This window comes from Kitasatospora sp. NPDC058115 (assembly GCF_042884635.1).
Classification (GTDB): domain Bacteria; phylum Actinomycetota; class Actinomycetes; order Streptomycetales; family Streptomycetaceae; genus Kitasatospora.
Genome location: NZ_JBHVTL010000020.1, coordinates 153,168 through 172,363 on the forward strand (window position 1 = coordinate 153,168; position 19,196 = coordinate 172,363).

Annotated in this window: 14 protein-coding genes; 6 read left to right on the forward strand and 8 right to left on the reverse strand. The window is 74.5% G+C overall.

Going from position 1 to position 19,196, the window contains the following annotated elements:
• Positions 1-55 precede the first annotated feature (55 nt).
• From nth to ACFVVL_RS22240, 3 genes are all read left to right on the forward strand, one after another.
• Positions 56-931 (forward strand): endonuclease III, encoded by an 876-nt coding sequence (nth, locus tag ACFVVL_RS22230; RefSeq protein WP_387677792.1) that lies wholly within the window; start codon positions 56-58, stop codon positions 929-931.
• Positions 928-1,689 (forward strand): NUDIX hydrolase, encoded by a 762-nt coding sequence (locus ACFVVL_RS22235; protein ID WP_380294553.1) that lies wholly within the window; start codon positions 928-930, stop codon positions 1,687-1,689. Before nth ends, ACFVVL_RS22235 begins: the two co-directional genes overlap by 4 nt.
• Before the next feature lie 220 nt (positions 1,690-1,909).
• Positions 1,910-3,094 (forward strand): MarP family serine protease, encoded by a 1,185-nt coding sequence (locus tag ACFVVL_RS22240; protein ID WP_380294554.1) that lies wholly within the window; start codon positions 1,910-1,912, stop codon positions 3,092-3,094.
• Positions 3,095-3,222: 128 nt separating this feature from the next.
• Here ACFVVL_RS22240 and ACFVVL_RS22245 read toward each other — a convergent pair whose 3' ends face one another.
• From ACFVVL_RS22245 to ACFVVL_RS22275, 7 genes are all read right to left on the reverse strand, one after another.
• Positions 3,223-3,495: a hypothetical protein gene (locus ACFVVL_RS22245; protein ID WP_380294555.1), complete on the reverse strand. Its 273-nt coding sequence runs from the start codon at positions 3,493-3,495 to the stop codon at positions 3,223-3,225.
• Between the two features lie 177 nt (positions 3,496-3,672).
• Positions 3,673-4,662, reverse strand: a complete 990-nt coding sequence (locus ACFVVL_RS22250; protein ID WP_380294556.1) for an alpha/beta fold hydrolase — start codon at positions 4,660-4,662, stop codon at positions 3,673-3,675.
• 253 nt (positions 4,663-4,915) lie between these two features.
• A complete protein-coding gene (locus ACFVVL_RS22255; RefSeq protein WP_350558600.1) occupies positions 4,916-5,392 on the reverse strand; it encodes a phage holin family protein in 477 nt (158 codons plus the stop codon).
• Positions 5,393-5,505: 113 nt separating this feature from the next.
• Positions 5,506-6,984 carry a Na+/H+ antiporter NhaA gene (gene nhaA, locus ACFVVL_RS22260; RefSeq protein WP_387677797.1) on the reverse strand — a complete coding sequence of 493 codons (1,479 nt, stop codon included), beginning with the start codon at positions 6,982-6,984 and terminating at the stop codon, positions 5,506-5,508.
• Between the two features lie 327 nt (positions 6,985-7,311).
• Complete coding sequence (gene acs, locus ACFVVL_RS22265; protein ID WP_387677800.1) at positions 7,312-9,288, reverse strand: acetate--CoA ligase; 1,977 nt, start codon at positions 9,286-9,288, stop codon at positions 7,312-7,314.
• Positions 9,289-9,500: 212 nt separating this feature from the next.
• Positions 9,501-11,963, reverse strand: a complete 2,463-nt coding sequence (locus ACFVVL_RS22270; RefSeq protein ID WP_387677803.1) for a SulP family inorganic anion transporter — start codon at positions 11,961-11,963, stop codon at positions 9,501-9,503.
• Positions 11,964-12,401: 438 nt separating this feature from the next.
• Positions 12,402-13,409 carry an ATP-binding protein gene (locus ACFVVL_RS22275; protein WP_387677806.1) on the reverse strand — a complete coding sequence of 336 codons (1,008 nt, stop codon included), beginning with the start codon at positions 13,407-13,409 and terminating at the stop codon, positions 12,402-12,404.
• Positions 13,410-13,627: 218 nt separating this feature from the next.
• Between ACFVVL_RS22275 and ACFVVL_RS22280 the strand changes: the two genes are divergently transcribed.
• Positions 13,628-14,548 carry an oxidoreductase gene (locus tag ACFVVL_RS22280; protein WP_387677809.1) on the forward strand — a complete coding sequence of 307 codons (921 nt, stop codon included), beginning with the start codon at positions 13,628-13,630 and terminating at the stop codon, positions 14,546-14,548.
• A 410-nt stretch (positions 14,549-14,958) separates the two neighbouring features.
• On the opposite strand, the gene ACFVVL_RS22285 is transcribed toward ACFVVL_RS22280, so the two are convergent.
• Complete coding sequence (locus tag ACFVVL_RS22285) at positions 14,959-15,777, reverse strand: HAD family hydrolase (protein ID WP_387677865.1); 819 nt, start codon at positions 15,775-15,777, stop codon at positions 14,959-14,961.
• A gap of 832 nt (positions 15,778-16,609) precedes the next feature.
• On the opposite strand from ACFVVL_RS22285, the gene ssd reads away from it, so the two are divergent.
• Positions 16,610-17,734 carry a septum site-determining protein Ssd gene (gene ssd / locus ACFVVL_RS22290; RefSeq protein WP_387677812.1) on the forward strand — a complete coding sequence of 375 codons (1,125 nt, stop codon included), beginning with the start codon at positions 16,610-16,612 and terminating at the stop codon, positions 17,732-17,734.
• Entirely contained in the window at positions 17,734-19,074 is a 1,341-nt protein-coding gene (locus ACFVVL_RS22295) for a TadA family conjugal transfer-associated ATPase (RefSeq protein ID WP_387677814.1), read from the forward strand. The genes ssd and ACFVVL_RS22295 overlap by 1 nt, the downstream gene beginning before the upstream one ends.
• The last annotated feature ends 122 nt before the right edge of the window (positions 19,075-19,196 follow it).

A 19,196-nucleotide genomic window follows, 5' to 3' on the forward strand; every position in this document is an offset into this window, starting at 1 on the left:
CGCGGGCCCGGCCGATCCGCCGCAGGAGCGCGGCCGTCCGGCGTAGCCTTCACGCATGGCAGAGAGCAAGGTCCGGAAGACCGCGTCTGCGGGGCAGCCGGCGGGCAGGGCGGTCAAGGTGCGCAAGCCGGAATCGCGGCTGGCGATGGTGCGCAGGGCCCGGAGGATCAACCGGGAACTGGCGGAGCTGTACCCGTACGCGCACCCGGAGCTGGACTTCGAGAACCCCTTCCAGCTGCTGGTGGCGACGGTGCTGTCGGCGCAGACCACCGACCTGCGGGTGAACCAGACGACACCGGCGCTGTTCGCGAAGTACCCGACGCCGGAGGACATGGCGGCGGCGAACCCGGCCGAGCTGGAGGAGATCATCCGGCCGACCGGGTTCTTCCGGAACAAGGCGAAGTCGCTGATCGGCCTGTCGATCGCGCTGCGCGACGAGTTCGACGGGGAGGTGCCCGGCCGGCTGGCCGACCTGGTCACCCTGCCCGGCGTCGGCCGCAAGACCGCCAACGTCGTCCTCGGCAACGCCTTCGGAGTCCCCGGGATCACCGTGGACACCCACTTCGGGCGGCTGGCCCGCCGCTTCGGCTGGACCGCCGAGGACGACCCGGTGAAGGTCGAGGCGGCGGTCGCGGAGATCTTCCCGAAGTCCGAGTGGACAATGCTCTCGCACCGGGTGGTCTTCCACGGCCGGCGCATCTGCCACTCCCAGAAGCCGGCCTGCGGGGCCTGCCCGATCGCACCGCTCTGCCCCTCCTACGGGGAGGGCGAGACCGACCCGGAGAAGGCGCGGAAGCTGCTGAAGTACGAGCTGGGCGGCCACCCGGGCCAGCGGCTGCGGCCGCCCGCCGACTTCCCCGGCGAGGCCGGCGCCCGCGCGGACGCCGCCGCGCACCACGGCGAGGTCGCCGACCTGGCGGTGGCCGAGTGAGCGGGCGGGGGGAGCCGCGGGTGCCGCGGGTGCCGCAGGTCGAGCGGGACGGGCTGCCGGTCTGGCTGGAGCCGGTCCGGGAGGCCGCGGAGCGGGTGCTGCCCGAGCAGCTGAGCCTGTTCCTGCCGCCGCCCGAGGGCGGCCGGGCCGCCGCGGTGCTGATGCTGTTCGGCGAGGGCGCGTCCGGACCGGACCTCTTGCTGATCGAGCGGGCCCGCTCGCTGCGCTCGCACGCCGGACAGCCGTCCTTCCCGGGCGGCGCGCTGGATCCGGAGGACGGCGACCCGGCGGGGCCCGGGCCGGTGGCGGCGGCGCTGCGCGAGGCGTGGGAGGAGACCGGGCTGGAGCCGGACGGCGTGCAGGTCTTCGCGACCCTGCCCGCGCTGTACATCCCGGTCAGCCGGTTCGTGGTGACCCCGGTGCTCGGCTGGTGGCGCGAGGAGTCGCCGGTCCGCCCGGTGGACCTGGGGGAGACCGGCGCGGTGTTCCGGGTGCCGATCACGGAGCTCACCGACCCGGCCAACCGGGCCCGGCTGCGCCACCCGTCCGGCCACCTGGGGCCGGCCTTCGCGGTCGGCGGGCGGCTGGTCTGGGGCTTCACCGCCGGGGTGATCGACCGGGTGCTGCACCACAGCGGCCTGGAGCTGCCGTGGGACGCGGGCCGGATCGTGGACCTCTCGGACGAGGCGCTGGCGCTGGTGCAGGGCGATCTGGAGCGCTCCCGCGCGGTGCTCGGCCGCGACGCCGGGGCGCTGTGAACCGCAGGGGTGGTGGTGCTGCCCGCCGCGGCGACCGGGCCGTGAACCGCGGGACGGTGGGCGGGGGGCGTGGCGCGGTCGGGGGTGGCGTGCCTCCCCGGGCGGTCGGGGCGGGCGTGTTTCCCCGGGCGGTCGGGGTCGGCGTGCCTCCCCGGGCGGTCCGGGCCGGATTCGGCGGTCGTCCCTCCGGCCGGGTGGTCCGTCGTGGGAGGGTGTCCGGGTGAACGTCCTGGATGTGCTGTTGATCGCCGCGGCCGTCGGCTTCGCCGTCTCGGGCTACCGGCAGGGCTTCGTGGTCGGCGTGCTGTCGGTCCTCGGCTTCCTGGGCGGCGGCCTGCTCGCCGTCCAGCTGCTGCCGCTGCTGCTCGACCACCTCAGCCCCGGGACGGCCGCCTCGGTGATCGCCGTGGTGGTGGTGATCGTGCTGGCGGCGACCGGCCAGGCGATCACCACCCACTTCGGCTGGAAGCTGCGCGGCCACATCGACCGCCGTCCGGCCCGGGCCCTGGACGCGGTGGGCGGATCCGTGGTCAACGTGATCTCGATGCTGCTGGTGGCCTGGCTGATCGGCTCGGCGCTCGCCGGGACGTCCCTGCCGACCGTCTCCAAGCAGGTCCGCACCTCGGCCGTCCTCGGCGGCGTCCAGGACGCCCTGCCCTCGGACGCGCCCAACTGGTTCTCGGACTTCTCCAAGGTGCTCGCCCGCAACGGCTTCCCGCAGGTGTTCAACCCCTTCGAACACGAGCCGATCACCCAGGTCGACACCCCCGACCCGGCGCTGGCCGGCAGCCCGGCGGTGGCGAAGGCGCGGCAGAGCCTGGTCAAGGTGGTCGGCACCGCCACCGCCTGCGGCAAGACGCTGGAGGGCAGCGGCTTCGTCTACGCCCCGCACCGGGTGATGACCAACGCCCACGTGGTCGGCGGCGTCGACGAGCCGACCGTGCAGATCGGCGGTGTCGGACAGCTGTACGACGCGACGGTGGTCAGCTACGACTGGCAGCGCGACATCGCCGTCCTCGACGTGCCCAAGCTGAACGCGCCGCCGCTCGCCTTCGCGGGCGAGGCGAAGACCAACGACAGCGCGATCGTCGCGGGCTTCCCCGAGAACGGCGCCTTCAACGTCCAGCCGGCCCGCATCCGCGGCCGGATCCAGGCCAACGGCCCGGACATCTACCACCGCGGGCAGGTCGTCCGGGACGTCTACTCGGTGCGTTCGCTGGTCCGCCAGGGCAACAGCGGCGGCCCGCTGCTCACGCCGGACGGCCAGGTGTACGGGATGGTGTTCGCGAAGTCGCTGGACAGCGCGGACACCGGGTACGTGCTGACCGCCGCCGAGGTGCGGCAGGACGCCGAGCAGGGCGTCACGGCGACGGGCCGGGTGGACACCCAGGGCTGCGCGCTCTGACCGCGGGGCCGGCCGGGCGGGTCCCGGCCGGCCCCGGGCCGGTCGGGCGCTGTGGTGGGGCGGGGCCGGTCGGGCGCTGTGGTGGAACCCGGACCGTCGGGTGCCGTGGTGGAACCGGACCGGACCGGTCAGGTGTCGCGGCGGAGCCGGGCACCCACCCAGCGGGCGCGGCGGCCGAGGATGTGCGGGATGCCGAGCTGCCGCTGCGCCGTGCGGGGGTGGCCGCCCGCACCGTCGAAACCGCTCTCGAAACCGGAGTCGTAGCCGGATTCGAAGCCGGTGTCGTAGCCGCCGTCGTAGCCGTGCTCGTCCGCCCACTCGGGGCGGTGGGCGGAACGCTGCGGGCTGTTGCTGTGCTGTCGGCCGCGCGGGGCGCCGCCGCGATCGGGCATCCAGGTCATACCGCAATGGATGCCCCTGGGCCGACGGGGGTAACCGCCCGGCGGGCCACCAACCGGGCCTATGCGTTTGTCATATGAACGCCAAATCAAGGGAGTTGGGACCTTCGGCCCCGTTCGGCCATCCGGGCGCCGGGACCATCGCCCCGTGCCCTTTCCCGGTGGCGGGCCGTTGCACCCTCAGTCCTTGTGCCGGCCGATCCAGTCCAGCAGCTCGGCGGTGAACTGCTCCGGCGCCTCCTCGTGCGGGAAGTGCCCGATCCCCGGCATCAGCCGCCAGCGGTACGGTGCGGCCACGTACTCGCCGCCGCCCAGCGCGGTGTGCGACAGGAGCACCGGGTCCGCCGCGCCCTGGACGTGCAGGGTGGGCGCGGTGATCGGCTTCTTCATCCGGCGGGCGAACTGGATGCCGTCCGGGCGGGCCATCGAGCGCAGCAGCCACCGGTAGGGCTCGATCGAGCAGTGTGCGGTGCTGGGGATCTGGATCGCCTGCCGGTACGCGGCCACCGTCGCGCGGTCCAGCTGGTTGCGGCCGGTCCAGGCGTCCAGGTAGCGGCCGACCAGCGCGGCGTCGTCGGCCACCAGGCGCCGCTCCGGTATCCACGGGCGCTGGAAGCCCAGCACGTGCTCGAAGGCGGCCATCTGCTTGCGGTCGGTCAGCAGCGCCCGGCGGAGGTCACGGGGGTGCGCGGCCGAGACCACGGTGAGGCTCTGGATCACCGAGGGCCGCATCACGGCCGCCACCCAGGACAGCGTGCCGCCGGAGGCGTGGCCGACCAGGTGCGCCCGGTTCTCGCCGAGGGAGCGGATCACCCCGGTGATGTCCAGCGCGAGGTTGCCGGGGTCGTAGCCGCGCGGGGTGCGGTCGCTGCCGCCGATGCCGCGCAGGTCCACGGCGACGGCCCGGTAGCCGGCCGCGGCCAGCGCGGTCAGCTGGTGGCGCCAGGCCCACCAGTACTCGGGCCAGCCGTGCACCAGCAGGACCAGCGGGCCCTCGCCGAGCTCGGCGATGTGGAACCGCGCGCCGTTGGCGGCGAGGTCGCGGTGGATCCACGGCCCGGCCTGCCGGACGTCCCAGGAGGCCGGGGACGCGTCCTGGGCGTCACCGGGGGTGGAGAGGCCGGAGCTGTCGGACGGCTGCGCGGGCACGGGCTTCTGGTCGAGCGACATACCGAGAGCGTGTCACATCCGCGCGCCGGACACGCGCCCGGCACTCGCATGCGGACCGTTCCGGCCCGCCGCTCGGCGGGCGCACGTCGCCCACGGGTCCCCGGCGCATCCCTGGCGCGTTCCCGGCGTGCCCCTGGCGCGCGCCGCGGGCCCGCCGGAGGGTCTGCGGAGGCGCCTCCGGGATGCGGGCGGGGCGCGTACGGGGTGCGGCCGGGAACGCCGGCCGGACGCCTGCGGGACGCCTGCCGGGCGCCTACGGGATGCGACCCAGGGCGCGGTCGATCTCCTCCTTGGTGGCGGGGCGCGGCCGGGCGTTCTTCAGGACGTCGGCGGTCTTCTGCGCGCCCTCGATGGTGCGGACCGGCTTCTCGATCTTCTTGAACGAACGCAGCGCCAGCAGGCCCAGCAGCACGGCCAGCAGCAGGTACGCACCGGCCACGATCAGGAACGACCAGCCGAGCGACAGGCCCAGCGCGTGGATGCCGAACGCCGCGGCCGCGCTCAGCATCGGGACGGCGGCCAGCGCGACCACGCCGGCGACGCCCAGCGAGACGCCGCCGGAGACGCCGCGCTTGACGTCGGCGCGGATCTCGGCCTTGGCGAGCGCGATCTCGTCGTGGACCAGGGCGGACAGGTCGGCGGTGGCCGCGGCGAACAGCTGCCCCACCGAACGCTCGCCCTCGTAGGGCGCCCGGCCGTTGCTGGACGGGTCTGCGGCTCCTGCGGGCATCAGCGGTTCTCCTCTTCGGTGGACTGTCGACAGTTCAGAATCATGCCTCTACCGGACGAGCGGACACCACTCCGGGGCCCCGCCGGGGGGACGTGTCCGGCGAGGCGGGCTGCTCAGCGCGCTTCGTCGCGGCCCTGGTCGGCCGGGCGTGTCGGCCCCGCGTCGGCGGGCCGTCCGTCGGTGGGCTGTCCGTCCGTGGGCCGGCTGTCGGCGGGCCGTCCGTCCGTAAGCCGTCCGTCGGTGGGCTGCCCCTGGGCGGCCATGCGGCTCTGCCAGGCCGGGTCGTCGAGCTGGTAGACGTCGGGGATGCCGTCGCCGTCGAGGTCGCGGTCCTCCTCCTCGCACAGCTCGCGGTAGTGCCGGTTGCGCAGCTTCAGCAGCACGGTGGCCGCCAGCGCGCAGATCAGCGAGCCCACCAGGACGGCGGCCTTGGCCCGGTCGGCGAGCGCCTGGTCGTCCGGGAAGGCCAGTTCGTCGATCAGCAGCGAGACGGTGAAGCCGATGCCGGCCAGGACCGAGACCGCGAACATGTCGGCCCACTTGAGCTGCGGATTCAGCTCGGCGCGGGTGAAGCGGGCGGTCAGCCAGGTGCCGCCGAAGACGCCCACGGACTTGCCGACCACCAGACCGACCACGATGCCCAAGGGGGCGGACTGGGTGAACACCTCGCGCAGCGCCGGACCGGAGATCCCCACGCCGGCCGCGAACAGTGCGAAGACCGGCACCGCGACCCCGGCCGAGAGCGGCCGGACCAGGTGCTCGATGTGCTCGCCGGGGGAGTGCTCCTCGTCGCCCTCCCGGTGGCAGCGGAGCATCAGGCCCATCGCGACGCCCGCCACCGTGGCGTGCACGCCGCTCTCGTGCATCAGCGCCCAGATCACGAACGCGAGCGGGACGAACAGGTACCAGCCGTGCACCCCGCGCCGGTGCAGGAACCAGAACAGCGCGAGCCCGACGAAGGCCAGCCCGAGCGCCCAGAACTTGATGCCGGAGCTGTAGAAGACCGCGATGATCAGGATCGCGATCAGGTCGTCCACCACTGCGAGGGTGAGCAGGAAGGCGCGCAGCGCCGAGGGCAGGTGACTGCCGACGACGGCGAGCACGCCGAGCGCGAAGGCGATGTCGGTGGCGGTCGGGATCGCCCAGCCGCTCGGATGCCCGCCGGGCCCGGCGTTGACGACGGTGTACAGGACGGCGGGCAGCACGACACCGCAGACGGCCGCGATGACGGGCAGCATCGCCGCGCTGGGGCTGCGCAGCTCGCCCGCCACGAACTCGCGCTTGAGCTCGATGCCGGCCACGAAGAAGAAGATCGTCAGCAGCCCGTCCTTGGCCCAGGTGCCCAGGGTGAGGTCGAGGTGGAGCGGGGCGGAGGGGCCGACGGTGTGGTTCAGCACGGACTGGTAGGCGTCCGGCCAGACGTTGGCCCAGATCAGCGCGATGACCGCGGCGGTGAGCAGCAGCACGCCGCCGACCGTCTCGGTGCGCAGGGCTTCGGCGAGGAAATTGCGTTCGGGGAGCGGCAGCCTGCCGAGGAACTGGCGGCGCTGGGGCGTCGAGGTCGGCTCGTGAACGGGCGGCTGGCTGGCCACGCGCGGCCTCCTGGGGGCGAGGGGACGGTGTGGATGCACCGGTGGTGCATCGCCGACCAGACTTCCCGGCTCGCCCTGTGGCGCGGATCTTGATGCGCCTTTGACATTGTAGCGTGGCGGCAGACCGATAGACCGATAGACCGACAGAGCGGAAGCCCGGTGGACCGGCAGACCGACGGAGCGACATCCGGATTGTCCTACTCAAGGACTTAAGCCCTCGCGGCCCGTTGCGCACGGCGGACGGGGTGCGGGAGGGGTCCGGACACGGCGGTGCCCCGGGCGGTCATGACCGCCCGGGGCACCGTCACCCGTGGTTCAGGGGGTGGGTCAGCTCTCGCTGCCCGCCTGCGGCAGCTGGGCCTGGATGAGGTTCATCACCGTGGAGTCGGCCAGCGTGGTGGTGTCGCCGACCTCGCGGCCCTCGGCGATGTCGCGCAGCAGCCGGCGCATGATCTTGCCGGAGCGGGTCTTCGGCAGCTCGCCGACCACCTTGATCTGCTTCGGCTTGGCGATCGGGCCGAGCGTGCGGCCGACGTGCGCCCGCAGCTCCTCGACCAGCTCGGGGCTGTCGGTGGCGTTGCCGCGCAGGATCACGAAGGCGACGATCGCCTGCCCGGTGGTGGCGTCGGTGGCGCCGACCACGGCGGACTCGGCCACCGACGGGTGCCCGACCAGGGCCGACTCGACCTCGGTGGTCGAGATGTTGTGGCCGGAGACCAGCATGACGTCGTCGACCCGGCCGAGCAGCCAGATGTCGCCGTCCTCGTCCTTCTTGGCACCGTCACCGGCGAAGTAGCGGCCCTCGAAGCGCGACCAGTAGGTGTCGATGTAGCGCTGGTCGTCGCCCCAGATGGTGCGCAGCATGGACGGCCACGGCTCGGTGAGCACCAGGTAGCCGCCGGAGCCGTTCGGGACCTCGACGGCGTTGTCGTCGACCACGGTGGCCGCGATGCCCGGCAGCGCGCGCTGGGCGGAGCCCGGCTTGGTCTCGGTGACGCCCGGCAGCGGGCTGATCATCATCGCGCCGGTCTCGGTCTGCCACCAGGTGTCCACGATCGGGGCCTTGCCGGCGCCGATGTGCTCGCGGTACCAGATCCACGCCTCGGGGTTGATCGGCTCGCCGACGCTGCCCAGCACCCGCAGCGAGGACAGGTCGAACTTCGCGGGGATGTCGTCGCCCCACTTCATGAAGGTGCGGATCGCGGTCGGCGCGGTGTAGAGGATGGTCACGCCGTACTTCTGGACGATCTCCCAGAACCGGCCCTGGTGCGGGGTGTCCGGGGTGCCCTCGTAGATGACCTGGGTGGCGCCGTTGGCGAGCGGGCCGTAGACGATGTACGAGTGGCCGGTGACCCAGCCGATGTCCGCGGTGCACCAGTAGACGTCGGTCTCCGGCTTGAGGTCGAAGACGGCGTGGTGGGTGTAGCTCGCCTGGGTGAGGTAGCCGCCCGAGGTGTGCAGGATGCCCTTCGGCTTCCCGGTGGTGCCCGAGGTGTAGAGGATGAAGAGCGGGTGCTCGGCGTCGTGCGCCTCGGGGGTGTGCTCGGTGGACTGGCGCTCGGTGGCCTCGTGCCACCAGACGTCGCGGCCCTCGGTCCAGGCGACGTCCTGGCCGGTGCGGCGCACGACCAGGACGTGCTCGACGCCCTCGACCTTGGTCAGCGCCTCGTCGATGGCCGGCTTGAGGGCGGATGGCTTGCCGCGGCGGTAGCCGCCGTCGGCGGTGATGACCAGCTTGGCCTGGGCGTCCTGGATGCGGGAGGCCACGGCGTCGGCGGAGAAGCCGCCGAAGACCACCGAGTGGGTGGCGCCGATCCGGGCACAGGCGAGAATCGCGACGACCGCCTCGGCGATCATCGGCAGGTAGATCGCGACCCGGTCGCCCTTGACGACCCCGAGCTCCAGCAGCGCGTTGGCGGCCTGCGAGACCTCGTCCTTGAGCTGGGCGTAGGTGATCGAGCGGCCGTCGCCGGGCTCGCCCTCGAAGTGGATGGCGACGCGGTCGCCGTTGCCGGCCTCGACGTGCCGGTCGACGCAGTTGTAGGCCACGTTGAGCTTGCCGTCGGCGAACCACTTGGCGAACGGCGGGTTGGACCAGTCGAGCGTCTGGGTGGGCTCGACGGCCCAGCTGAGGCGGCGGGCCTGCTCGGCCCAGAAGCCGAGGCGGTCCTCGGAGGCCTGAGCGTACGCGGCCGCGGTGACGTTGGCGGCTGCGGCGAGCTCTGCCGGCGGGGCGAAGCGCCGCTCCTCCTTGAGCAGGTTGGCCAGGCTCTCGTTGCTCAACGCGCACTCCTCATGAGTCATGATCGGGGTCGTTTCCCGTGCGTGGGGATTGTCCCGTGTGTCCCAGCGCACAGCTCACCAGGCGAAGAGGTCAGTTGACAAGAGGCTCCGGATAATTGGTGTAGACCTTTGACCGGGCGTCGAACGGCCGCCCGAGGTCGGTGGTGCCCCGGGGGCGGGGTGGGAGGTGGGCCCGCGTCCTTGGCCCGCCCGGCGGGACGCGGGCCCGGCTCTCAGGCGGCCAGGCCGGGACCTCCTCCGCCCCTGGCCGGATCGGTGACGGCGGTACCGACGGTCGGAACCTGTTCGAATTCATCCACCCGTCCGGGCGTGTCGCGTTCCTGCCGCGGAGCGGACGCCCGCTCGGACGCCCGCTCGTGCGCCAGCGCGCGGGCGCGGGCGTGGGCGGGCGCCGGTGCGGCGGCCTCGACCGGACCGAACCGGCCGCTCTCCCGGTCGAGCACGTAGGCCTGCGCGGTGGCGAAGTCGAAGTACATGCCGACCAGCCGCAGGGTGCCCTCGGCCACCCGCCGTTCCACCGCCGGGTTGGCCATCAGCTGGTCCAGCTGCTGGACGACATTGGTGATGCAGAGCTGCTCGCCCAGGTCGACCGCCGGTCGGTCGGTGAACTCCGCCGGAACCCTGCGCAGCCGGTCCAGCGAGCCCCGGCCGTTGCGCAGCCAGCGGGCCAGCGGGGTGGGCCGCCCGGGCTGCTCGTGCACACCGTCCAGCAACGCCTTCATCGCCCCGCAGCCCGAGTGCCCGCAGACCGTGATCGACCGCACCTCCAGCACCTCGACCGCGTACTGCACCGCCGCCGCCACCGAGTCGTCGGCCGCGCCGGGCTCGTGCGGGGCCGGCACCAGGTTGCCGACGTTGCGCACGGTGAAGAGGTCGCCCGGACCGCTGTTGGTGATCATGCTGGTGACCATCCGGGAGTCGGCGCAGGTCAGGAAGAGCTGCGAGGGCGTCTGCCCCTCCCGGGCGAGCCGGGCCAGCTCGGGCCGCACCAGCGGGGCGGTGTGCAGCTGGAACACCCGGACCCCGTCCAGCAGCCGGCCGTGCGGGTCCTCCTGCTGCTCGATGCAGTGGTGGCCGACCCAGGGCGTCCAGGCGCGGCAGCGGTGCGGGCCGGGGGAGCTGCCGGTGCGGACGGTGCCGTCCGGGTCGAGGACCTCGTCGTCCTGGCGGCGCGTCACCATCGACACCCGGCCGCCGCCCGCCTGGTGGCCGGTGCGCCAGCTGTGCACCGTCTCGTAGGCGGCGTGGTCCAGGAAGGAGCCGTCGTGGACGACGGCGACCTCGGCGCCCGCCGGGATGCCCGCCAGCGCCCGGCTGAGCCGGGGCACCGCGGTGAAGGTGAGCGGACCGTGCGTCTCCACGGTGAACGAGCCGTCCGGACCGGGCAGGACGTCCACATGGGCGCGGGTCAGCCGGTAGAGGGCGAGCAGCACCGCCGTCCCCGCGCCCAGCGCCACCCCCGGCAGGACGCCGAGCAGCACCACGGCGACCACGGTGGTCAGGTAGACCGGGAACTCGCGGTGCCGGTGCACCTTGCGGATGTGCGCGAAGCTCACCATCTGCAGGCCGACGACCAGCACCAGGGCGGCGAGGGCGGCCAGCGGGATCCGGCGCAGCCCGCCGGCGAGGGCCAGCGCGGCCGCCAGCACCCAGATCCCGTGCAGCACCGAGGAACGGCGGCTGCTCGCCCCCGCCCGGACGTTGGCCGTGCTGCGCACCGCGCCGCCGGCGACCGGCAGCCCGCCGACCAGTCCGCTGACCACGTTGGCGAGGCCCTGGCCGCGCAGTTCCCGGTCGAGGTCCCCGGTGCGGTGCGACATCCGGTCGACCGCGACGGCGGAGAGCAGCGACTCGACGCTCGCCACGGCGGTGACGGTCAGCACGGCGGCCAGCACGGCGAGCGGCGGGCCGTGCGGCAGGTCGGGGGCGAGGCCGTGCGGCTGCCAGGCGGGCAGCGCGACCCGGGCGAGCCGCAGGTCCAGCGCGACGGCGAGCCCGGTGGCGGCGGCGACGGCGACGAGCGGGCCGGGGACCTTGGCCAGCCGGGCGCCGAACTCCTCGTACCGGCCGGGGAGCCGTCCCAGCCGGGGCCAGCCGAGCAGCACGGCGACGGTGACCGCGCCGACGGCGAGGGCGGCGGGGTGGGGAGACGCCAACTGGTCGGGCAGGGCGAGCAGGTTGGCCGAGGCGGAGCTCTGCGGCGAGCCGCCGAGGACGACGTGCAGCTGGGCGATGGCGATGGCGAGGCCGACACCGGCCAGCATGCCGTGCACGATGGCGGGTGAGACGGCGAGCGCGGTGCGGGCCACCCGCCGTACGCCGAGCAGGAGTTGGAGCAGACCGGCGGCGGCGGTGATGGCGCAGGTGGCCTGCCAGCCGTACTGGGCGATGAGCCCGGCGGTGATCACGGTGAGCGCGGCGGAGGGGCCGCTGACCTGCAGCGGGGTGCCGCCGCACAGGCCGACCACGATGCCGCCGACGGCCGCCGCGGCCAGGCCGGCGGTGAGCGGGGCGCCGGTGGCCAGGGCGATGCCGAGGGAGAACGGCACGGCGATCAGGAACACCACCAGGGAGGCCGAGAGGTCCCGGGCCCAGTCGGCGCGGGGACGTCTGCCCGGTGGGGCGTGGTCGGTGGTGTCGGAGGCGATGGGGGCGCTGGAGATGTCGAGGGTCATGGGTCTTCCCGTCTGTCCGGGGGAACGAACGCAGTCAGGTCCGGCGGTGAGTCCGGCGCGGGCTCGGTGGAACGGATCGGCTGTCGTGGGTCGCGACGGTGTGGCGGGACGGCGCGGTCGGGCCGGGAGTGCGGGTGTCACCGGCCGGGCCTTGGTCCATCGGGCCGGCCCGCGGCCGCTCGGCGGGGCGCTGGGAGGAGCCAGGCCACGGCGAGGAGCACCGGGACGGATCGGAACATCAAGACTCGGTAAACCGAGGGTAATGAGAGCTTTGCACAGCGTCATTCGGAACGACAGTGAATAACCGCCTGGTTCACCCCATTGGGTGGTGGTCGAACGGACGGGAATCTGCTGGTGGCGGGCCGGCCGGGGGCGCGCGCGGGCCGCGGTCCCCGTGCGGGGGACCGCGGCCCGTGGTGGGTGCGGCGGGGCTGCGGCTCAGACCGCCGCGCCGGCGGCGGCGGGCTCGCCGGCCGGGGCGGGCCCGCCGCCGAGCACGAAGTCCGGGTCGACCTGGGCGGCGAGGTCGGTGCCGACCTTGGCGTTGGCCCAGCTCTCGGCGTTGCGCAGGTGGAAGAGGACGGCCTGCTCGGTGTACCGGCGCGGGTCCCGCAGCCCGTGCGCGGCGTCGGCGGCCGAGTGCAGCTCGTCCAGCGCCGCGCGGTTGGCGGGTTCGAGGGCGTGCAGCGGCGGCTGGGCGCCCTGCTCCAGACGGCGCACCCAGTCGGACTGCCCGAAGGCGGTCAGCAGGTCCTCGCCGACCTCGCGGCGGAGGAAGTCCAGGTCGTCCGGACCCTGCACCTTGTTGCCGACCACCCGCAGCCGCACGCCGAAGTCGCGCGCGTAGTCCCGGTACTGGCGGTACACCGAGACGCCCTTGCGGGTGGGCTCGGCGACCAGGAAGGTGAGGTCGAAGCGGGTGAACAGGCCCGAGGCGAAGGAGTCGGAGCCGGCCGTCATGTCGGTCACCACGTACTCCTCCCGGCCGTCGACCAGGTGGTTGAGCAGCAGCTCGACCGCGCCGACCTTGGAGTGGTAGCAGGCGACGCCGAGGTCCTCCTCGGTGAACGCGCCGGTCGCCAGCAGCCGCACCGAGCCCTCGTCGAGCGCGACCGGGCGGGCGCAGGCCGTGTAGACCGGGTTCTCCTCGACGATCCGCAGCAGCCGCGACCCCCGGCCCGGCGGGGTGGTCTTGATCATCTCCTCGGCGGAGCGGATCAGCGGGTTGCTGCCGCGCAGGTACTCCTTGATCTCGGGCAGCCGGGCCCCGAGCGCGGGCAGCGCGGCGGCCTGCTCGTCCGTCAGGCCGAGGGCCGGGCCGAGGTGCTGGTTGATGTCGGCGTCGACGGCGAGGACCGGGCGGCCCGCGGCGGCCAGATGGCGGATGAACAGCGCGGACAGCGTGGTCTTGCCGCTGCCGCCCTTGCCGACGAAGGCGATCTTCATCTGGGACTCCGGCTCTCGCTCCTGGGCCCGCCGCGGTCGCGGCTGAGCGCCGCGGCGAGGACGACGATCCCCCGAGGTGGAAATCGTTATCGTCTTCGACGGCGGCCATGCTATCGGGGGTTTCGGGTCATTGGTCGGCGGGAAGTGAGGATTGCCTCTAACGGGTGATGCGAGGTTGCTGTTCCGGCCGGGGCGCCCGGGTCATTACTCTCGGGTAGGTGAGCACTGGAACAGATCCCCTCGCCCCGCTGGCCCAGCTCCCCGGAGTGCCGGACGCGGTGGCCGAGGTGCGCAAGGCCGTCGACCGCCTCTACGGCCACCGGGTGATGCGCCGCCGCGCGGCCGAGGTCACCTCCGAGTCCGCCCTGCGCGGCGCCCGCGCCTCGGCGGCGCTGGCCGGGGCCGACTGGCCGCTGGAGGAGGTCCGGCGGCGCAGCGACTTCGGTGCGGACCCCGGGGCCCGCACGGTCGGCGCCGCGCTGCGGGTCGCGGCCGAGGCAGGTCAGCTGCTGAGCGTCTGGCGGCACTCGCCGCTCCAGGTGCTGGCCCGGCTGCACCTGCTGGCGGTCGGCGACGCCGATCCCGCGGCGGGCCGCCCACGACAGGGGGGCGAGGGCGCCGACGACCCGTTCCCGCTGGAGCTGAAGCCGGTGGAGGGCGTCGCGGCGGACCACGCCCCCGGGGCCGGGCCGGCCGGCGCGGTCGCGGACGGTCCGGTGCCGGCGCTGCCCGCGGCGCCCGGTCCGGAGGAGGTCGCCTCCCGGCTCGACCAGCTCTCGCGGCTGCTGGTGGCCCGGGCGGAGGGCCAGGGCGTCGGCACGCCGGCCCTGGTGGTCGCCTCGGTGGTGCACGGCGAGCTGCTGGCGCTGCGGCCGTTCGGCGCGTACAACGGCCTGATCGCGCGGGCCGCCCAGCGGATCGTGCTGATCGCCGAGGGGCTCGACCCGAAGTCGATCTGCCCGGCCGAGGTCGGCCTGGCGGAGCTGGGGACGGACGCCTACCGGCGGGCGCTGGCCGGGTACCTGGCGGGGACGTCGGAGGGGCTGGCGGCCTGGATCGGGCACTGCGGCCGGACGCTCCGGCTCGGGGTGCGGGAGAGCACGGCGGTCTGCGAGGCGATGCAGCGCGGCATGGTCTGAGCGTTCGAACGCCCCGCCCCGACGGGGTTCCGTCGGGGCGGGGCGGACAACGAGATGCGGCGGCACCTGATCCTGCCAGGTGCCGCCACTGGCACAGATGCCGGGTGACCATGCATGCACCGGAAGTGCCGATCAGACGGGGATCCTGCCCGTTCGTCTGGTCCGGCGGCCCGACAGCGGGTCGGCTGCATGTGGGTGCTCGGTCATCTGCACGGCGGTCCGTGGGGCCTGAACTGCGTTGTCGGTTTGACCTCTTCGGTCCTGACCGGGTCTCGCGGGCCGTGCTTCATTTGTATCGCGTTTCGGGCGAAAGGGGAACCCGAAAAGCGACGTCTTCGGCTTTTGACCGTTTTGTCCAACGGTCAGCGGTCCGGGCGTGCCGGGCGCGCCGGGCGCCCGGCACCCCGCCGTCAGGCCGCCGGGCGGCGGCGCCGGGCCGCGTACCAGATGACCCCGGCCGTCAGCGCGGCCGTGCCGACCGCCACCGCCGTCAGCACCGAGCGGCTCGGGGCCGAGAATTCCGGGAGCCTGCGCCGGAGTTCCACCGGCTTGTCGAACACCAGCACCGGCCACTCGCGGGCCACCGCCTCCTTGCGCAGCGCCCGGTCCGGGTTGACCGCCGAGGGGTGGCCGACCGCCTCCAGCAGCGGCAGGTCGGTGGACGAGTCGCTGTAGGCGTAGCACTCGGTCAGGTCGTAGCCCTCGACCTCGGCCAACTCCTGGATCGCGGCGGCCTTGTTCTCGGCGTAGGCGTAGTAGTCGATCTCGCCGGTGTAGCAGCCGTCCTCGATCTTCAGCCTGGTCGCGATCACGTGGTCGGCACCGAGCAGCGCGCCGATCGGCTCGACCACCTCGGAGCCGGAACTGCTGACGATGACCACGTCGCGGCCGGCCGCGTGGTGCTGCTCGATGAGCGAGGCGGCCTCGTCGTAGATGATCGGGTCAATCAGGTTGTGCAGGGTCTCGGCGACGATCTCGCGGACCTGCTGCACGTTCCAGCCCCGGGTCAGCGCGGAGAGGTACTCCCGCATCTTCTCCATCTGGTCGTGGTCCGCGCCGCCCACCAGGAAGACGAACTGGGCGTACGCACTTCGCAGGACGGCCCGACGGTTGATCAGGCCGCCCTGGTAGAACGGACGGCTGAACGCGAGGGCGCTCGACTTGGCGATGATCGTCTTGTCGAGGTCGAAGAAGGCGGCGGTGCGCGGGCCGGCGGGATGGGGGCGCAGGGCCGGCGGACGGGCCTGCGACGGGTCGGAGCCGGCCGTTCCGGGCCGCGCGCCGGTCACGGGCGCCCCGTCGGGCCCGGGCGTCCCGTCGGCCGCGGCGGCTGCGGGGGTGGAGTCCGGGGACTCGTCGGCGTGCTCGTCGGCGTTCTCGGTGGTGTCCACGGGAACCGAGGATAGAGGGCGCCGCAAAACAGCCCGCCATTCGGCGTACTCGCGGGCGTGCGGGTTTGTGTTTCTGGCCGCTCGGGTACACCATGGAAGTCACGGATCGTTCGCGACCGTGCTAACCCGGTCCGGCTCCTCCCCCCCGAGTCGGGCCGTGGATAGACGACCCCCGCTCTCCCCCCCGGCGGGGGTCGTCGCACGTCCGGGGCCATTTTCAGGGCTTGAACGGCCCGGGGTGGCGATCTGCCGGTCGGCGGCGGCGACGTCTACAGGGGGTGTCGGCAGACGGGCGCGGTCGCGCCTTTTCGTCACTCTCCGTAGAGCATTCGTCGGGCGTCGCTCATGGCCCGCTCCGGCCCCCGCCGCTTCGGTAATGCGGCCCGGACCTGCCCGGGGGAGCGCGCGGTCCGCTCGGCGCTATCCGGCTGCGCCGGTATGGCGGTTCATCTCCGTGAGGCCGTTTCGTCAATTCTTTGTCCAATAGCCCCCCGTGTGGGTGAACGTTTTCGTCCACAGCCCATGAGTTGTCCACAGGGATTCGGAACCCGGCGGCCGGAATCCGGATCACCGTCCACCGTGATGTCCGGCGGCGCTCGCCGGGCCCGTACCGAGGGCCCGGCGCGCGGCTGCCGGAACGACCGGACACCAGGACGACAGGGGAGCCGCCATGACGAAGCCCGTCACCGACCACGCCACCGCCGGCGGGCCGGAACCCGCCGGGCCGCTCGTCCTCACCGGGGACGACGGCCTGGCCGAGCAGCTGCTGCGGATCTGCGCGGCGGCCGGCACCGAGCCGCGGCTGATCCGGGGCGCCCCGCCGTCGCGCGAGCTCTGGGAGGGCGCGTCGCTGGTCCTGGTCGGCGACGACCGGTCCGGGCAGTGCGCCGGGCTGCCGCGCAGACCCGGGGTGCTGCTGCTCGGGCTGGACCTCGACGACGCGGGCGTCTGGGTCAGGGCCGTCCAACTCGGCGCGGAGCACGTGCTGTTCCTGCCCGATGCCGAGGCCTGGCTGCTCGACCGCGTCGCCGACGCGGCCGAAGGGGTCGGCACCCCCGCGCGCACCGTCGCCGTGCTCGGCGGGCGGGGCGGCGCGGGCGCGTCCACCCTGGCCTGCGCGCTCGCGGTCACCGCCGCGCGCCGGGGCCTGCGCACCGTGCTCGTCGACGGCGACCCGCTCGGCGGCGGGCTCGACATCCTGCTCGGCGGCGAGACGACCGCCGGCCTGCGCTGGCCGGACCTCGCCGGCTCCCGGGGCCGGGTGAGCGGCGCCGAACTGGCCCGGGCGCTGCCCGCGCTCAAGCGGCTCGGCACGCTGTCCTGCCTGTCCTGGGACCGCAGCGACACCCTCGCGGTGCCGCCCGAGGCCATGCGCAGCGTCCTGGCCGCCGCCCGGCGCCGGGGCGGGCTGGTGGTGGTCGACGTGCCCCGGCGGCTGGATCCGGCGGCGGGGCAGGCGCTGGAGCAGTCCGACACGGCGCTGCTGGTGGTGCCGGCCGAACTGCGCGCGGTGGCGGCCGCCGACCGGGTGGCCGCGTCCGTCCGGATGCGGCTCGACGACGTGCGGGCGGTGGTGCGGCCGCCGGGGCCCCTCGGGCTCCCCGCGCACCGGGTCGCCCGGGGGCTGCGGATGCAGCTCGCCGGGGTGCTGGAGCCGGAGCCCGGCCTGGCCGTCGACCTCGAACAGGGCGTGCCGCCCGGGATCCGGGAGGGCGGGCCGCTCGCCCGCTTCTGCGGCGCGTTCCTGGACGAGGTGCTGCCGCCGGTGCCGGCGGTCGAGGGAGGTGTCTCCTGATGGTGCGTCTGCGCAGGACCGCGGGCCCCGGGATCGGCCGCGACGGCGACGGGCCGCGCGAGCGGCGGGCGCTGCGGAGCGTCCCGGGCCCCGGGGCCGCCCCGGCGGCCGGTCCCCCGACCGGACCGCCGCCCTACGGCCGGACGGCGCGGGAGGAGCGCGCCGCCGCGCTGGTCGACGCCGTCCGGCTGCGGCTGGCCGAGTCCGGGGCGCCGCCCACCGCCGGCTCGGTGGCGACCGCCCTGCGCGCCGCCAGGCCGCCGCTCGGCGGCGACGACGTCCTCGACACGGTGCGCTCGCTCTGCGCCGAACTGGTGGGTGCGGGCCCGCTGGAGCGGCTGCTGGCGGCGCCCGGCGTCACGGACGTCCTGGTCAACGGCCCGGAGGAGATCTGGTTCGACCGGGGCGGTGGACTGCGCCGGGCCACCGGAGTCCGCTTCGCCGACCCGGAGGCGGTGCGCCGGCTGGCCCACCGCCTCGCCACGGCGGCCGGGCGGCGGCTCGACGACGCCCGGCCCTGGGTGGATGCCCGGCTGCCGGACGGCACGCGGTTGCACGCCGTCCTGCCGCCGATCGCGGCCGGGTGCACCCACATCTCGCTGCGGGTGTGCCGCCCCCGGCCGTTCAGCCTGGACGAGCTGGTGAGCGGCGGGGCGCTCCCGCCGCGCGGTGGCGAGCTGCTGGCCGCCGTCGTGCGGGCCCGGCTCTCGCTGCTGGTCAGCGGGGGTACCGGCACCGGGAAGACCACCCTGCTCGCGGCGTTGCTCGGCCTGGTCGGTCCGGAGGAGCGGATCGTCGTCGCCGAGGACTCCGCCGAGCTGCGGCCCGACCACCCGCACGTGGTGCGCCTGCAGGGGCGGCCGCCCAACCAGGAGGGGCTGGGCGAGCTCACCCTGCGGGACCTCGTCCGTCAGGCGCTGCGGATGCGTCCCGACCGGCTGGTGATCGGCGAGGTGCGCGGGCCCGAGGTGGCCGACCTGCTCGCCGCCCTCAACACCGGCCACGAGGGCGGCACCGGGACGGTCCACGCCAACACGGCGGCGGACGTGCCGGTCCGGCTGGAGGCGCTCGGCTCGCTGGCCGGGCTGGACCGCCCGGCCCTGCACAGCCAGCTCCGCGCCGCCCTCGACCTGGTGGTGCACCTGGTGCGGGACCAGGGCAGCGGGCGGCGGCGGGTCGCGGAGATCCACACCCTGGGCGGCGACCGGCACGGACTCGCCGTCACCACCCCGGCGGTGCGCTTCACGGCGGACGGCGCCACTGTTCCGGGGCCCGGGTGGGAGCGGCTGACCGGTCTGCTCGCCGCTCGTGGGGCGCCCGTCGAGGAGGGCGGGCCGTGACGGCGGGGCCGGCGGAGCTGCTGTTCGCCCTGCTGATGGGTGGCTGTGCGGCGGGCGCGCTGCTGCTGCTCCGGCCGGGCGGCGGACCGGGCGGCAGACCGGAGGGCGGACCGGGGGGACGA

Bases quoted from the DNA above. Each gene is read 5' to 3' on its own strand.
- ssd (WP_387677812.1), top strand. From the start codon at position 16,610: ATGACGAAGCCCGTCACCGACCACGCCACCGCCGGCGGGCCGGAACCC.
- nth (WP_387677792.1), top strand. From the start codon at position 56: ATGGCAGAGAGCAAGGTCCGGAAGACCGCGTCTGCGGGGCAGCCGGCG.
- ACFVVL_RS22270 (WP_387677803.1), bottom strand. From the start codon at position 11,963: ATGACCCTCGACATCTCCAGCGCCCCCATCGCCTCCGACACCACCGAC.
- ACFVVL_RS22250 (WP_380294556.1), bottom strand. From the start codon at position 4,662: ATGTCGCTCGACCAGAAGCCCGTGCCCGCGCAGCCGTCCGACAGCTCC.
- ACFVVL_RS22275 (WP_387677806.1), bottom strand. From the start codon at position 13,409: ATGAAGATCGCCTTCGTCGGCAAGGGCGGCAGCGGCAAGACCACGCTG.
- ACFVVL_RS22255 (WP_350558600.1), bottom strand. From the start codon at position 5,392: ATGCCCGCAGGAGCCGCAGACCCGTCCAGCAACGGCCGGGCGCCCTAC.
- acs (WP_387677800.1), bottom strand. From the start codon at position 9,288: ATGACTCATGAGGAGTGCGCGTTGAGCAACGAGAGCCTGGCCAACCTG.
- ACFVVL_RS22245 (WP_380294555.1), bottom strand. From the start codon at position 3,495: ATGACCTGGATGCCCGATCGCGGCGGCGCCCCGCGCGGCCGACAGCAC.
- ACFVVL_RS22295 (WP_387677814.1), top strand. From the start codon at position 17,734: ATGGTGCGTCTGCGCAGGACCGCGGGCCCCGGGATCGGCCGCGACGGC.